A 14,344-nucleotide genomic window follows, 5' to 3' on the forward strand; every position below is an offset into this window, starting at 1 on the left:
TAAAATGGAAAACCAAAGATGCTATGGGTTATCATAGTTATAAAACAGCTTATAATACCATTCGAGGGATTGAGACAATCAATATGTTATTCAAGGGGCAGCTTTATCACTTACTTAAGAGCTCTGCTATAAATATTAAATACTTTGTTGAAAGGCAATTTAACTTACCTACCCCTGCTTATATTTTCTAAAAAACCTCATAAAATTTTATAACTTCTTCCTTCAATTTTATTCTTTGCAACACAACCAAAAAAATATTGTTTATAGCTAATGACCTTGTTAGTATCTAAAGAGTATGTAATGGTTGAATAATAAAATTTAGGGTTTAAATTCAACATAAGCACAAAATATTTAAAATATAAGGGAGAGAATAATGCAAGCCTCAGGGTTGAATTATATTAACAAAAACTTTTTAGTTAAGATTATTATGGTAATAATGCTGAGTATTTCTGCATTAATGCCTACTAATTCTTATGCACAAGGCGCAGATGATACAAAAATCACCGAAACATTGTGTAATGCCGTTAACCAACTTACAGGTAACATTGGTAGATCGATTGCTATTTTGATAGTTATATCTTTAGCTATCATGCTTTTCTTAGGTAAAGTTACCTGGGGTGTGGCAATTGCAGTTGGAGTCGGTATGGGTATTTTATTCGGAGCACCGGATGTTGTACAGCTTCTCTCCGGGGGCACGGCTTGTAAAGGCTAATTAGTTTTACACAACTCTTAAGAGGCCTTTAGTAAATCTAAAGGCTTTTTTTATTGACTAAACACACAAAGTAACTAATATTGTTTCACAAATTTCAATTGGTTTAAAAAAACAATGGCAAAGAAAAATATAGTACTGATCAAACTTGCGAGCAGTGAAGGTACAGGTTCTTTTTTTGTAAAAAAGAAAAACCCGAAAAAATTGACTAAAAAACTTAATTTTAAAAAATACGATCCTAAATTAAGAAAGCACGTACTCTTTGAAGAGAAAAAACTAAGTAGCTAAGTGAGTGACTCTTCTTCGCTTAGAAAATATCAGTAAAACTTTTAAGCAAGGTGAATCAAGCTTAGGAGTATTAGATGATATTACATTCACTCTTGAAGAAGGTGAGATTATAGCTTTAGTCGGCCCGTCAGGTTCCGGCAAAAGTACTTTTTTATCTATTGCAGGCCTGCTTGAAAACCCGTCTTCGGGCAAGATATATTTTAATGACCAGGATTGCTCTAAAAGCTCTGATAGATTAAGAACTAAAATTCGTCGGGAAAGCCTCGGATTTATTTACCAATTCCATCATTTACTTCCTGAATTTACCGCATTAGAAAATGTGATGATACCCGGAATGCTATTAGACAAAAGCGAGAATGAAGTAAAGGAAGAAGCAATTATACTCTTAGAATCTTTAGGGCTTAAGGAGCGGTTAAGCAGTATGCCTTCCGAGCTTTCAGGCGGAGAACAGCAGAGAGTCGCCATTGCGAGAAGCTTAATTAATAAGCCGCAATTAATACTGGCTGACGAACCTACCGGAAATCTGGATAATGCGAACGCTGAAAAAGTAATTAATATAATTATAAAACAAGCTAGAGAAAGGAAATTATCTGCAATTATCGTTACACATAATGTTGAACTTGCAGGAAAAACTGATAAAGTCATGACTATAAGAGACGGTAAAATTTTTTAATTAAGAGTTAATAGTGACTCAATCAAACAGATTCTATAACCCGCAAAGTGAAGAAAATGAATTAACTTTAAGGCCTAAAAAGCTTAATGAGTTCATTGGCCAGCATGATTTAAAGAAAAATTTATCGATTTTCATAAATGCGACTAAAGCTAGAGGTGAGGCTTTGGATCATGTGCTTTTTTATGGCCCTCCCGGGCTTGGAAAGACCACATTATCGCAAATAATTGCCAATGAGCTGGAAGTGGGCGTGAAGATGTCATCGGGCCCTGTTCTTACTAAATCCGGGGATCTTGCGGCAATCCTTACCAATCTACAAGAAAATGATGTTTTGTTTATTGATGAAATTCACAGGCTTCCCAGCGCAGTTGAAGAAGTTTTATATTCAGCAATGGAAGACTTCTATATTGATATAATTATCGGTGAAGGGCCGGCGGCAAGAGCAGTTAAAATATCTTTGCCGAAATTTACTTTAGTTGGAGCAACGACGAGATTAGGACTACTTACCAATCCTTTAAAAGATAGATTCGGAATACCGCTTAAGTTAGATTTTTATAACCTAGAAGAGTTGGTAAAAGTGGTGGAAAGAGGAGCAGTTTTATATAACATCAATATTGACGTGCAAGCTGCATTTGAACTTGCTAAGCGCTCAAGAGGCACTCCCAGAATTGCTATGAGATTACTGAAAAGAGTTCGGGATTTTGCCGAGCATTTAAAGAGTGCTAAAGTCGGACTTGAAGAAATTAAAGAAACTTTAAACAGCTTAGATATCGATGAATTCGGTTTAGATAAATTAGATAGAAAGTATATAAATTATATTGCTGAAAATTATAAAGGCGGGCCGGTCGGAATTGAAACTATAGCTGCCGGTTTATCGGAAGATAAGGATACATTAGAAGATACCATAGAGCCTTATCTGCTACAGATCGGTTTTTTAGCAAGAACACCTAGAGGAAGAATGTTAACCGAAGCTTGCTTAAAGCATTTAGGTGCTCCCTATCAATCACTTATTCAAAAACAATTAGAGATTTAAAAAATCAAACCAAATAAAAAAGGGATACTTAATATCCCTCTTTTTTAAAAGCCTGTTTATATATTAATTAGTTGCTTTCAACAGATGTATTGGTATCTCCGTGACCGCTTTGTTGGCCTTCCTCGGCAGCAGATTGTGCGGAAGCATGAGATTCGCAGGCAACTGCTTTAGATGCTATGCCTAAAACTAAAGATAAGGTAGCAACTTGTAAAAATGTCATATGATTCTCCGTTTATTAATAACGTTTATATTTATTAACTCCCTCAAGAGTTAAATTAAAATTATATGTAACCGGAACATTAATGGTTTCAGTGTATGCGGAAATTAAAAGGTTTTTTTCCTTTTTGTCCAGAATATTTCTTAAAGAAGAATCAAATTCATTCAAATTGTTGTTAGGAAAATACATATAACTTTCAAACGGTAAAAAGTCAGGGTGCTTAACTTTAAAATGTATACGTGGAGCTTGCTTATCAACAACACCGGGGAATATGGTAAAAAAATTATATTGCCCTAGGTTGTTAGTGATTGCAGTTCCGGTATAGGCAAAGTTTTTATCGATCTTGTTACTTGCCAGAACTATATTGCCTGATGCATCCGCCTGCCAAATTTCAACTACCGCTTCAGCTACCGGTACGCAATTACTATCTAAAATTTTTCCGGTAATATTAATAAATTCACCTTCTGCAAAATCAGGTGAACCTACCTTTTTTCTTAAATTATTATTTTTAATAATTTTCCCTTCAAACGGAGTATCATCCCAAATTGACGGAGTTAACGGGCACTGAGTATTAAACTGTGCATCAAAATTACTATAGGCTTCCTTAGCTATATTTAGCTGTATTAAAAATGCTGCTGCAAATATACAGTAATTAACCTTTAGCATATTTCCACCACCTTTTTTACTAATTGTTCAATTCCCCTAGCTACCCTTGATATTCTTTCATTTCTCATATATGCCGGAGTAGATACTATCTTGTTTTTCTCATCATATACACATGATTCAGTCGGGCAAACTTCTTGCTCGGCTGAAAAGGCAGTAAGCAGATTATTTTCTTCGCCCAAGGTAAGTTTTACTTTATAAGAATCTTTTACTGCTTGAGCTACTACTGCGGGAGCAATGCATATTGCCCCTATCGGTTTTTTATCTCTTATGAAATCATTAATTATATTCTTCACTTCAGGTATGGCTTCCCCCTTCTCGCCTTTTTGTGCAATATCCGCTAAATTTTTAGCCACTCCGTACCCGCCCGGAATAATGAGTGCATTAAAATCTTTACTTTTTAATTTATCCAGAGCGCTAATTTCTCCCCTCGCTATTCTTGCAGCTTCAACTAATAAATTTCTACTTTCATTCATCACGCTCCCATCAAGATGATTAATAACATCATACTGTTTAACATTCGGAGCAAATATCGTTACCTTTACATTATGCTTATCAAGCTCAAGCAGGGTTAGAACGGATTCCCTGATTTCAGAACCATCCTGATGGCCGCATCCGGCTAAAATCATGGCAATTTTTTTCATACATTACCTTTATTAATATTTAAGGAGATTTTGACAATCATTCTTATACTATATAATTTATGTTTAAAAATGAAAATACCGATTATATAATAAAATGATATAGCAAAATGTTTTTTACACTAATTGCATGAGTCAAAAACCTGATAACCCCTCGGATGATAAAAAAACTATCAACAATATGGATTTAGAATCCCTTATTAAATTAATTAATATTGCTTATGACCTTAAAAAGGCTTTCTCAAAAGGAACTGAGGTAGGCTCTCAAGAGATTGTGGTGGATATCAGCTTAATGGCTATGCTATTTGAATATATGGTTCTTAACTTAGACGAAAAGAATATAGATCCTGAACTAATAGAGTTTTTAGAAAAGATTCTAGGAATTAAGAAGAAAAGAAAAAGAAAAAAAGAGCTTGTTAAGGGTGAAGAACAGCAGGAAGAAGATTTAGACTTAGAGCCTGAAGAGACGCAAGAAGTAGAGCTATCCAAGGAAGAAAAAGAAAGACGCTACAGACTTGCAATGTATGAGATATACAAAATATTAAATCCGCGTCAGCTAGCCGGGGAAACTTCATTAGAAAACTTTGTAAATAACGTTAAAACCAGAGGAGTGGAAGAAGCTATGAAATATGAGGGGGCGGAACATGCAAAAAACTTTAATAGTAATGAATTAGAAAACCTGGAATCACATAAATTCGGATTCGTGCAAGCATTAGAAGCTCACGGAGCTAAAGGCGGAGGGAGAGGTTTGTAATTTCTTTATTATTAACTATATCACTTACTTTATTTTCCGGGATTATAACTTTTATTTCGCCTTCTACTATTAAAGGGGTTTTCTTTTCCGTATGCTCCGAGGTTCCATATTGCCCGATGTTTTTTTGTTTACCGTTAACAATTGCATAATTAACCCAATCTAACCCATGCTGTATAGTATTTAAATTAATACTTGCATACCCTAAGGTTACTATAGCAGTTAAAGTTTCTAATATATCATTCAGTATTTTTTGTACTCTTGTTTCAATAAATTTCTCCCTGGTTAAAGGGGCTGCTTCAAGTTGAAACCAAGTAGCTGAAGGGTTATTAGCAAACCCGAATAAGAATTCACTAAACATTTTACCTGCCGTTAATGAACGATCACTTTTACCATCTACTGTTCCGTTTTCTTTACACGACCCGTAGTGGGAAGAAATTCTTTCTTTAGTCAAACCGCTCTTTTCAAGATTTGCATAAAGCTCACCATTATCATTTATTTTAAAGTGCCCTCCCTTGAACCCTTCTTCCAACCCTGCTGAATTATGCTTCGTGCATGCAATCAGAATATCTAAAATAATATTAGCTTTTTTTAATGCTGCTGTATTTTCATGTTCAATTTCTTTTAATTCATTTATGCTTTTATTTAAGCGTCCGGATTCAATTTTTAATCTGTGATTATTATTTTTTATTGGACTCTCATCTGAAATCTTTGTGAATGGAGCCACAAAATGAATGCATTTATATAAATGCTCGGAAAGCTCTTCATGAAATTTTAAATTTTCTAAGAATTGGGTTTTTATTTTCTCATCGATCAGTTTATCAGCTTTAACTTTTAGTTGGTTAACTAAATTCTTTATAATGCCTTGCTTTTCTAAACCATTCATAGTGCAACCAAAAAATACATATTGGCACTACTATAAATATAACAAGTTAACAAACAGTTAACTTGTTTGGTTGATTCGATGCTACATATAAAAAAGTTAACCGAAGAGTTTACTAAAGCCGGATTTTTGCTTTAAATTTTTAACTTCACCTTCGTTAACGGGCTTGCCTTCTTTAAGGTTTTTAGAGATTCTTTCCTTCTCTAATTCAGCATCTACCACCGGTTCTTTGCCGCTTTCATCATTTAATGATCCTATAGTTTTTCTGATAAACCCACGATTTTCCGTAGTATCTTGTTTGCCTAAAGCTTCATTATCTATTGATTCTTTAACCGCACTTTTTGTTGCCGAGGTAGAAACCGCATTAAGCAATCGGCTTTCCTCTACTGTGTATTTAGCAGCATTTTCGGAATTCCTTCTGGGTAATGCTCTTTTATCCACGCCCGGTTCATTTAAATTAAATTCGGGAGGTATGCTTAAGGGAGGATAAGAGACTACGGTAAACTCATCCGGGCCTTCTTTTCTAAGCCCTAAGCTGGATTTAACATCATTACTACAGCTAGTTAGAAGAATTAAAAACGGTATAGATAAAATTATTTTTTTCATATATATAAAATCTTAGCAAACTTTGCCTTATTTTCTACAGCGGTTTTTCGCTTTTTACAAGCATTTTTAAGGATATAAACTATATATGAATAAATTAAAGAAAGCAGTAGTATTATTTAACTTAGGGGGGCCTGATAGTTTAGATGCAGTGAAACCTTTTTTATTTAATTTGTTTTATGATAAAGCCATTTTAAATATCCCAAATCCTTTCAGATTTCTACTTGCCATATTTATTTCCTCACGGCGGGCGGAATACGCAAAGAAAATATATGAAAAAATAGGCGGCAAATCTCCTATCTTAGAACTGACAAAGCTACAGGCAGGCGCATTAGAATCAAGCTTGAATAAGGAGAGCAGCGATGAATTCAAAGTTTTTATTGCGATGAGATGCTGGCATCCTTTAACTGAAGATGTAGTAGAGAGAGTAAAAGAATTTAATCCTGATGAAGTTATTTTACTTCCCCTTTATCCTCAATTTTCCACTACTACTACCGCCTCCTCAATTGCACTTTGGCATAAAACCGCAAAAAAACTTAACTTGCATGCGCTCTCTAAAACAGTTTGCTGCTATCCTCAAAATCAGGGGTTTATCGATGCATACGTTGATTTGACTCGAAAAACATATGAAGAAGCAGTTAATATTGCACGTCCTATAATCCTATTTTCAGCACACGGCATCCCTCTTAATCGAGTTAAAACGGGGGATCCTTATGAATGGCAGGTAAACCAAACAGTAAAAGCAATTGTAGAAGGTTTGAATATAGAAAATTTAGACTATAAAATTTGCTATCAAAGTAAAGTGGGACCTCTGGAATGGCTTAAACCTGCCACCGAAGACGAGATAATAAAAGCAAGTAATGATAAGAAACCGATTGTTGTGGTGCCTATAGCGTTTGTTTCAGAACATTCGGAAACTATAGTTGAGTTGGATATGATGTATAAGGAGTTGGCTGAACAAAACAACTGCCCCGGATATTTCAGAGTTGAAGCGGTTGGTACTCACCCTAAATTCATTATAGGCCTTACAGAACTCTGTCTAAATCAGGATAATAATTCATATATTAATAATATTATAAAAACATGCTCACAAAAATTTAGCAAATGTCCATGTTCTAATTAATAATAATTAGTTTATTATATAAAAAATTAATTATAATTATTACATACATCATAAAAATGGAAAATTATTTAGATAGCAACATTGCCACCGGACAATCGCACCCTTTAATTACCGGCAGCGAGTTCTTCTATGATTTAATTCAATGGAGTATTATTGCTAGACTTACTTATAATAATAAACAAAGCTTAACTTATTCTTTTGTATTAACTAGCCTTAAATGTGCAGTTAATTCTTTTGTACAGCCGCTTTGCAGTGAAGATAATAAATTCTCGACCGCTTATTTAGAAAATTTTTCAACAGAAATTTTTAATTTTTCAAAAGTATTTATAATTTATTCTGCAGGTGCTTCAATATCGCATTCACTAAATGATAATGGTTATATATCCAAAACCACTGTAGAAATTTCTAAAGCAGCTTCGGCATTTTTACTAAATACAATTATACACCATTATCCCTACTATCAAGATTCTTTTTTTGAAAATTTTATTATCGGAACATTAAATAAAAGCATAGCGGAACTTAGCGAACCGGAAAGCATACAAATTCACTACCCCTCTTTCTATAATGAATTTAATGCTTGATACCCTGCTTTTAAACTAATTTTAAAAACTTTAAAAAGTTATTTACCAAATTTTTAATCTATCTATATTAAAATCTTATAAGATTAATACAATGCGATAGAGGGCTCATGGCAAATTATCTGATAATTGCGGGAACTAGTAGGATTGGTCAATCAGTAGCACAAGATTTGCTTAAATCTGGAAACACCGTTTTCATTACCGGCAGAAATAAGGAAAAAACCGAAAAAATTGCAGATGAACTCGGTAACATTCAATATGAAATCTTGGATGCAACAGATTTTGATGCAGTAAATTTATGTTTTGCAAAAGTTAAATCATTATGCGGTGAACTTCATGGAGTGGTAAATTGTGCCGGCTCATTCTTACTTAAGCCCGCACACTTAACAACACGGGAAGAATTTGATTTAAACATAAATGCTAACTTAACTTCAGCTTTCGCAGTCGTAAGGGCAGCCGGAGAACATATGTTAAACGGCGGGTCGGTTGTTCTAATCTCTTCGGCGGTGGCTAAAATCGGGCTTGCGAGTCATGAGGCAATGGCTGCGGCTAAAGCCGGGGTCATCGGCCTTATGATGTCAGCCGCTGCAAGTTATGCACATCAAAACTTAAGGTTTAATGCTGTAGCCCCGGGACTTGTGGAAACTGATATGTCTAAAAAAATTACTTCTAACCCGCTTACCTTTGAAGCATCAAAGAAAATGCACCCTTTAGGAAGAATCGGAACTCCCGAAGAAGCGGCAAGATTAATCACCTTCCTACTTGCTGAAGAAAACAGCTGGATTACCGGGCAAGCAATTAGCATTGACGGCGGCATAAGCACTATCCAGCCGAAAGTTAAAATTTAGTTTTATAAAATATGAGAGGAAATATGAACAATAATGAGATTACCGCAGAAGGTTTAAATCACCTTTCTACTATGATTAGCGTTAAAGATGCTAATGAAGCAGTAAAATTCTATGTTGAGATATTCGGATTTAAAGCACATGAGGTTACCAATGACCGAGAGGGAAATGTTGTATTTGCAAGGCTGATTTATAAAGGTATTAACCTAATGATCGCCCCTCCAAATCCTATTGAAGAGGAAGATTTTATGTCACCTCCCGTTTCAAGTAACTGTCCTCCGCAAGTTAGCTTTTATGTTTATTGTGATAATCTTGAAGAGAGCTACAGCAAAGCAAAAAATTACGGGCTAAAATTTCTTCATGATAAAGAAATTAAATTTTGGGGCGATAAAGCTTTTAGAGTATTAGATCCAAACGGGTATATCTGGAATTTTGCTACCAAGTTCACTGAGCATGATGCAACTAAAGTGCCTCGCGAAGTTTTTTAATAAAAACCAAAAAGCTCATTTGCACTAAATATTTTTACATTTATTTTTATGTTGTTTTTTAAATAGTTATATTTCTAATTCCTTCCAAAGTTAGAATAGAGTGCTTTAGCTCTATTCCACCGGCGTATCCGGTAAGAGAATTATTACTACCTATAACACGATGGCAAGGCACAACTAACGAAATCGGGTTTCTTCCGACTGCCGCCGCCACGGCTCGAACGCTGTTCGGAGCACCGATATTATTTGCCAGTTCCTTATAGGTTATAGTTTTTCCGTAAGGTATTTTACTGACCTCTTCCCATACTCTTTTTTGAAATTCGGTGAACTTTATGAAACTATAAGGTATTTCAAATTCTCTTCTATTCCCGTATGAATATTCTTTAAGCTGCTTTTCAGCTAATTTTAATATCTCCGGTTCCGAGTTATTTTGCCGCTCCGGTTCAAGTTGGGGAATATATTTTTCTTTAACAAAATATATTCCGGTTATATTTTCCGAATCCGATAATAAAAGTATATCTCCAAGCTTTGTAGTAATATTGGAATAATATTTTGTCATGTAAAAAACCATATTATATAATTGTCAGAAACTTATGCTACTCTTTAATAATATTGAAAATATAAAAAAATCTGCTCATACTTAATTAATAAGCAAAAATATTAAAGACGAATAAAATGCAAAAATCAAATATAATATTTTTAAAAAATACACAAAACCCGGTAAAAATATTATTTTTAAATTTAACTGCATTAATCATTGTACTTAGTATGTTTTTCTGCCTCAGTCTTGCAGCGAAAGGGACTACTATTGATATTAACAACTATGAAACTGCCCATGTCTCTTTAGCAAGCTCTAATTTACCATATTATGCTTTAATGACATCCGTAAGGATATTTATTGCAATCATTTTTTCCCTCATATTTGCACTCTTTATAGCCACCCTTGCGGCAAAAAGTAAGAAAGCCGAAGAAATTATTCTTCCGCTTTTAGATATTTTGCAATCCATACCAATTTTAGGCTACGCCTCTTTTGCAGTTACTTTCTTCGTTGCGCTCTCCCCTCATAAAGTGCTGGGAGTAGAAATGGCAGTAATATTTGTTATTTTTACTTCACAGGTGTGGAATATAACTTTCAGTATGCATCAATCGCTTAAAACCGTACCTCAAGATATAATAGATGCTTCAATTGTTTTCGGGTTATCTTCATGGCAAAGGTTTTGGCTTGTAGAACTCCCCTTTGCAGTTCCGGGCTTAATTTGGAATATTATGGTATCGGTATCGGGGAGTTGGTTTTTTATAGTTGCTTCCGAGGCAATATCCGTAGGCAATATTAACTATACTTTACCGGGTATAGGCTCTTACCTCGGTACGGCAATAACTCAAAAAGATTGGCATGCCATCATCTACTCAATTCTTACCACCTTAATTTTGATTATTTTATATGATAAGCTAATTTTCCAACCGCTGGTAATTTGGTCAAAAAAGTTTAAGTATGAAATGGTAAATACTCAAGATATAAGCGAATCCTGGGTTTATAATATATTAAGTAAGTCTGTACTACTAAAAATTCTTTTTAAACCATGCGTTTGGTTTATAAAAAATATTTTTAAGTTTAATTTTGGAAGACCAATCGCATTATCGACTTCTACAAAGATAATCTTTATCAGTGAGAAAAAATTAAATAATATATGGTATGGTGCAATCACGCTTCTAATAGCAACTCTTGCTTGTTATATTGCTGCCTTTTTATATAATTTTAGTAGCTTTAATGAAATTACTTATGTGCTTTTTTTAGGAGCAGTAACATCTTTCAGAATTTTTATATTGATATTTTTAGCTTTAATTATATTAATTCCTATCGGAGTTTATATTGGTTTAAATGCAAAATTAGCAGCGAAAGCTCAGCCGATAATGTTATTTCTTGCAGCCTTTCCAGCAAATCTATTATTTCCGTTTTTTGTTATAATAATTATAAATAATAATTTAAATCCGAACATATGGCTTAGCCCTTTGATTATACTTGGCGCACAATGGTATATTTTGTTAAATATCATTGCGGGAGTTTCAGCACTGCCGAGAGAACTGCTTGAAGCTGCTTCTTTATTTAATATCAAAGGCTTAATTTTTTTAAGAAAAGTTATTCTGCCAAGTATTCTTCCTTATATAATTACCGGCTCTCTTTGTGCTTCAGGAGGAGCTTGGAATGCAAGCATTGTTGCAGAAGCGGTTAACTGGGGGGGAACCACTCTTTATGCTACCGGTTTAGGCGCTTATATAGCTCAAAATACTGTTGCAGGGGAATACCATAACATAAGTTTAGGAGTATGTATTATGTGCTTTTACGTTATGCTTTTAAACAAATTGGTATGGCGCCCTTTATATAAATTAACTGAAAAAACTTTGCATTTGGGATAGGAGAAATTTATGGCCATAAAAACTGATTTACCGATTTTAGAGCTTAAAAATCTTAATAAATATTATGATCAACCGGATGGTGGAAAAAAAGTTATTTTAGATGATATCAATTTATCTCTCAATGAACGGGAAATAGTAGGTATACTCGGACGTTCGGGTAGCGGTAAGTCTACTTTACTTAGAATTATTTCGGGATTATTATCTATGAGTAGCGGAGAAATTATATATAACGGTGCTCCTGCTCCTCTGCCGCCTAGCACTCTTGCTATGGTTTTTCAAACATTTGCACTCTTCCCTTGGCTAAATGTTATTGAGAATGTATCAATAGGATTAGAGTCGAAAAATTTATCGAAAAATGAGATTACCAGAAAAGCTTTAGATGCAATATCTTTAATCGGCCTGGACGGTTATGAAAATGCCTACCCCAAAGAGTTATCGGGCGGCATGAAACAAAGAATAGGTTTCGCACGAGCATTAGTGACTAACCCTAAAATTTTGCTTTTAGATGAGGCGTTTTCTGCCCTTGATATCTTAACCGCGACTGAACTTAAAGCTGAATTTATTGATTTATGGTCGGTTAAAAAGACCGGTTTAAAGTCAATTCTTATTGTAACCCATAACATTGAGGAAGCAGTATTACTTTGTGATAGAGTTTTAATTTTTTCCTCAAATCCGGGTAAGGTAGTTTCAGAAATAAAAATTAATATACCTCATCCTCGCAATAGGCATGACCCTGAGGTGAGAAATTTAGTGGATAACATTTATACCATTATGACTAATGCACTTAGTAAAAATAGCTCGACTGATACACTTACTAAGACTGTAGAGAATGAAAGTTTACTGGCCCAAATTTCAACCAATAAACTAAATGGGGTAATTGAAATCTTGTTTGCTGAACCTTATAACGGTACTGCTGATATTTACCGACTCTCTGAACAACTAAGTCTTTCTATTGATTATTTATTTCCTATTCTAGAGCTATTAAAAACATTAAAATTTGCATTAGTTAAGAAAGGAGATGTTCTTCTGACTTCTACGGGAAAAATGTATGCTGAAGCGGATACCGATGAACGTAAGCAAATATTTGCACGGCATTTGGTTGAGAATATAGAACTTATCGGTAATATCAGAACAACATTAAAATTAGCTAAAAGAAAGAGAGTGAGCCGTAACCATTTTGTTAAAGAATTAACCAAAACTTTATCACCTGACCAGGCAAACAAATTACTGAATATAGTAATCAGCTATGCAAGGTATGCGGAAATTTTCTCGTATAACTATGCTACTAAAACATTCTGTTTGAAATAAATAAATTATTGGTACCTGCATTCTAAGATACCTAGATTTCATTATAACAAGTGGTTAGCCGGATTCTACTTAAGTTATTTAAAAGAATCCCATATATAATCAAAGTTTTTAACGCTTATATCAAATAATGCCTGGTCCTGAATCACAATAACCCTCATTTTTTCCATAAAGAATATTGCCACATTCCCTGAAAAATATGAATGTGCAGCTAAAGAAGCTTGATATAAAGGGATTTGTTTAATTTTAAAATTATTATATTTCTCAAAATTTAAAAAATTCCCGCTTGGAGTAAACATTCTTACTTTTACATTTTCTAATCTTGACAATCTTTCATAGTGCGCTTGTGCCATAGGGCCAAGTTTTTGCTTAAGTACTAAGCCATCAATAGTAAAAATTCTATGTTCACCGGAAGTAGCTTTTAAAACCTCATAGTTGTAATCAAAATATTTTTGAATACCGCTTAATCCTTCATATATTTTCATCGAAGAATTAACTAATACTCCACTGCTTTCAACAAAACATACGCCGAATTTTTCAAAAGTCAGCATTACCTTTTCCATAGTTTTTTTATGAGTTGAATGACGGTCATTTTCAAGATTATTAATCGTGCTTACTGACAAATCGGAGAAATCGGCAAGATCTTGCGTAGTCCAGCCTAATAATGTTCTTGCAGCTTTTATTTGGGCGGTAGTAACTGGCATTGCTCAATATTGTAAAAAATTATACATTATAGATATGTTATAAAATAATTATTATAATTTTAACAATTAAAAAATATTTTTTAATTAGGTGTTAAAAGAAGGCTCTTGTCTAGCTAAGCTGACAAAATGATCACAGATTAGTGAAATAAGCTTTATAAAATAGCAACTAATCTATCTACAAATACTATTGACTTAAATAAATTTAGTAAGTATTTAAGCCAAAGCTATTAATATTAGTATATGAGATTAATAATTTGAATGATATATTTTATGCTATAAAGTCTTACTTTTAGGCTTGGCAACAACCTACTCTCCCGTGCCTTAAGACAAAGTACCATCGGCGATGAAGGGTTTCACTTCTGAGTTCGAAATGGGATCAGGTGTTTCACCAACTCTATAATCACCAAGCCAAAAAGTAAGACCTCTATTTT

19 protein-coding genes and 1 rRNA gene are annotated in these 14,344 nt (G+C 34.0%); 12 read left to right on the forward strand and 8 right to left on the reverse strand.

Going from position 1 to position 14,344, the window contains the following annotated elements:
* The 5 genes from NF27_RS12525 to ruvB all read left to right on the forward strand — a co-directional run.
* On the forward strand, positions 1 to 191 hold a 191-nt coding region (locus NF27_RS12525; RefSeq protein ID WP_039454516.1), incomplete at its 5' end, for a hypothetical protein.
* A 182-nt stretch (positions 192 to 373) separates the two neighbouring features.
* Positions 374 to 712 (forward strand): TrbC/VirB2 family type IV secretion system protein, encoded by a 339-nt coding sequence (locus NF27_RS07365; RefSeq protein ID WP_038539068.1) that lies wholly within the window; start codon positions 374 to 376, stop codon positions 710 to 712.
* 114 nt (positions 713 to 826) lie between these two features.
* Positions 827 to 997, forward strand: a complete 171-nt coding sequence (gene rpmG, locus NF27_RS07370; protein WP_038539070.1) for a 50S ribosomal protein L33 — start codon at positions 827 to 829, stop codon at positions 995 to 997.
* A gap of 4 nt (positions 998 to 1,001) precedes the next feature.
* Complete coding sequence (locus NF27_RS07375; protein ID WP_039457718.1) at positions 1,002 to 1,670, forward strand: ABC transporter ATP-binding protein; 669 nt, start codon at positions 1,002 to 1,004, stop codon at positions 1,668 to 1,670.
* A 13-nt stretch (positions 1,671 to 1,683) separates the two neighbouring features.
* On the forward strand, positions 1,684 to 2,700 hold the full coding sequence (gene ruvB / locus NF27_RS07380) for a Holliday junction branch migration DNA helicase RuvB (protein WP_039457721.1): 1,017 nt from the start codon (positions 1,684 to 1,686) through the stop codon (positions 2,698 to 2,700).
* 67 nt (positions 2,701 to 2,767) lie between these two features.
* On the opposite strand, the gene NF27_RS12530 is transcribed toward ruvB, so the two are convergent.
* The 3 genes from NF27_RS12530 to elbB are packed head-to-tail and all read right to left on the reverse strand — an operon-like array spanning position 2,768 to position 4,224.
* Positions 2,768 to 2,920 (reverse strand): hypothetical protein, encoded by a 153-nt coding sequence (locus tag NF27_RS12530; RefSeq protein ID WP_161791833.1) that lies wholly within the window; start codon positions 2,918 to 2,920, stop codon positions 2,768 to 2,770.
* Between the two features lie 15 nt (positions 2,921 to 2,935).
* Positions 2,936 to 3,583: a dioxygenase family protein gene (locus NF27_RS07385; protein ID WP_053332677.1), complete on the reverse strand. Its 648-nt coding sequence runs from the start codon at positions 3,581 to 3,583 to the stop codon at positions 2,936 to 2,938.
* Positions 3,577 to 4,224, reverse strand: coding sequence for an isoprenoid biosynthesis glyoxalase ElbB (gene elbB, locus NF27_RS07390; protein ID WP_039457724.1), 648 nt, complete (start codon positions 4,222 to 4,224; stop codon positions 3,577 to 3,579). Before elbB ends, NF27_RS07385 begins: the two co-directional genes overlap by 7 nt.
* Before the next feature lie 127 nt (positions 4,225 to 4,351).
* Here elbB and NF27_RS07395 point away from each other — a divergent pair, with 127 nt between their 5' ends.
* Entirely contained in the window at positions 4,352 to 4,975 is a 624-nt protein-coding gene (locus NF27_RS07395) for a DUF5394 family protein (RefSeq protein ID WP_039457726.1), read from the forward strand.
* On the opposite strand, the gene NF27_RS07400 is transcribed toward NF27_RS07395, so the two are convergent.
* On the reverse strand, positions 4,950 to 5,858 hold the full coding sequence (locus NF27_RS07400; RefSeq protein ID WP_039457728.1) for a hypothetical protein: 909 nt from the start codon (positions 5,856 to 5,858) through the stop codon (positions 4,950 to 4,952). The genes NF27_RS07395 and NF27_RS07400 overlap by 26 nt on opposite strands.
* 96 nt (positions 5,859 to 5,954) lie before the next feature.
* Positions 5,955 to 6,461: a DUF3035 domain-containing protein gene (locus NF27_RS07405; RefSeq protein WP_039457730.1), complete on the reverse strand. Its 507-nt coding sequence runs from the start codon at positions 6,459 to 6,461 to the stop codon at positions 5,955 to 5,957.
* Between the two features lie 85 nt (positions 6,462 to 6,546).
* Here NF27_RS07405 and hemH point away from each other — a divergent pair, with 85 nt between their 5' ends.
* The 4 genes from hemH to NF27_RS07425 all read left to right on the forward strand — a co-directional run bounded on the left by hemH (position 6,547) and on the right by NF27_RS07425 (position 9,492).
* Positions 6,547 to 7,581, forward strand: coding sequence for a ferrochelatase (gene hemH, locus NF27_RS07410; RefSeq protein WP_039457731.1), 1,035 nt, complete (start codon positions 6,547 to 6,549; stop codon positions 7,579 to 7,581).
* A 56-nt stretch (positions 7,582 to 7,637) separates the two neighbouring features.
* Positions 7,638 to 8,162: a hypothetical protein gene (locus tag NF27_RS07415; protein ID WP_039457733.1), complete on the forward strand. Its 525-nt coding sequence runs from the start codon at positions 7,638 to 7,640 to the stop codon at positions 8,160 to 8,162.
* A 107-nt stretch (positions 8,163 to 8,269) separates the two neighbouring features.
* The gene (locus NF27_RS07420) at positions 8,270 to 9,007 is read left to right on the forward strand and encodes an SDR family NAD(P)-dependent oxidoreductase (RefSeq protein ID WP_039457735.1); all 738 of its coding nucleotides are present in this window, start codon (positions 8,270 to 8,272) and stop codon (positions 9,005 to 9,007) included.
* Between the two features lie 23 nt (positions 9,008 to 9,030).
* Complete coding sequence (locus tag NF27_RS07425; protein WP_161791834.1) at positions 9,031 to 9,492, forward strand: VOC family protein; 462 nt, start codon at positions 9,031 to 9,033, stop codon at positions 9,490 to 9,492.
* A 58-nt stretch (positions 9,493 to 9,550) separates the two neighbouring features.
* Here NF27_RS07425 and NF27_RS07430 read toward each other — a convergent pair whose 3' ends face one another.
* Positions 9,551 to 10,048 (reverse strand): methylated-DNA--[protein]-cysteine S-methyltransferase, encoded by a 498-nt coding sequence (locus NF27_RS07430; RefSeq protein WP_039457741.1) that lies wholly within the window; start codon positions 10,046 to 10,048, stop codon positions 9,551 to 9,553.
* Between the two features lie 116 nt (positions 10,049 to 10,164).
* Here NF27_RS07430 and NF27_RS07435 point away from each other — a divergent pair, with 116 nt between their 5' ends.
* Entirely contained in the window at positions 10,165 to 11,904 is a 1,740-nt protein-coding gene (locus NF27_RS07435) for an ABC transporter permease (protein WP_039457744.1), read from the forward strand.
* 9 nt (positions 11,905 to 11,913) lie between these two features.
* The gene (locus NF27_RS07440; RefSeq protein WP_039457746.1) at positions 11,914 to 13,212 is read left to right on the forward strand and encodes an ABC transporter ATP-binding protein; all 1,299 of its coding nucleotides are present in this window, start codon (positions 11,914 to 11,916) and stop codon (positions 13,210 to 13,212) included.
* A gap of 74 nt (positions 13,213 to 13,286) precedes the next feature.
* Here the strand turns inward: NF27_RS07440 and NF27_RS11305 are convergent, their stop codons facing one another.
* A complete protein-coding gene (locus NF27_RS11305; protein WP_053332678.1) occupies positions 13,287 to 13,913 on the reverse strand; it encodes a helix-turn-helix domain-containing protein in 627 nt (208 codons plus the stop codon).
* Positions 13,914 to 14,206: 293 nt separating this feature from the next.
* Positions 14,207 to 14,321: ribosomal RNA gene (rrf, locus tag NF27_RS07450) — 5S ribosomal RNA — on the reverse strand.
* Positions 14,322 to 14,344: the final 23 nt, after the last annotated feature.

Origin of the sequence: Candidatus Jidaibacter acanthamoeba (assembly GCF_000815465.1) — a bacterium.
Classification (GTDB): Bacteria; Pseudomonadota; Alphaproteobacteria; order Rickettsiales; family Midichloriaceae; genus Jidaibacter; species Jidaibacter acanthamoebae.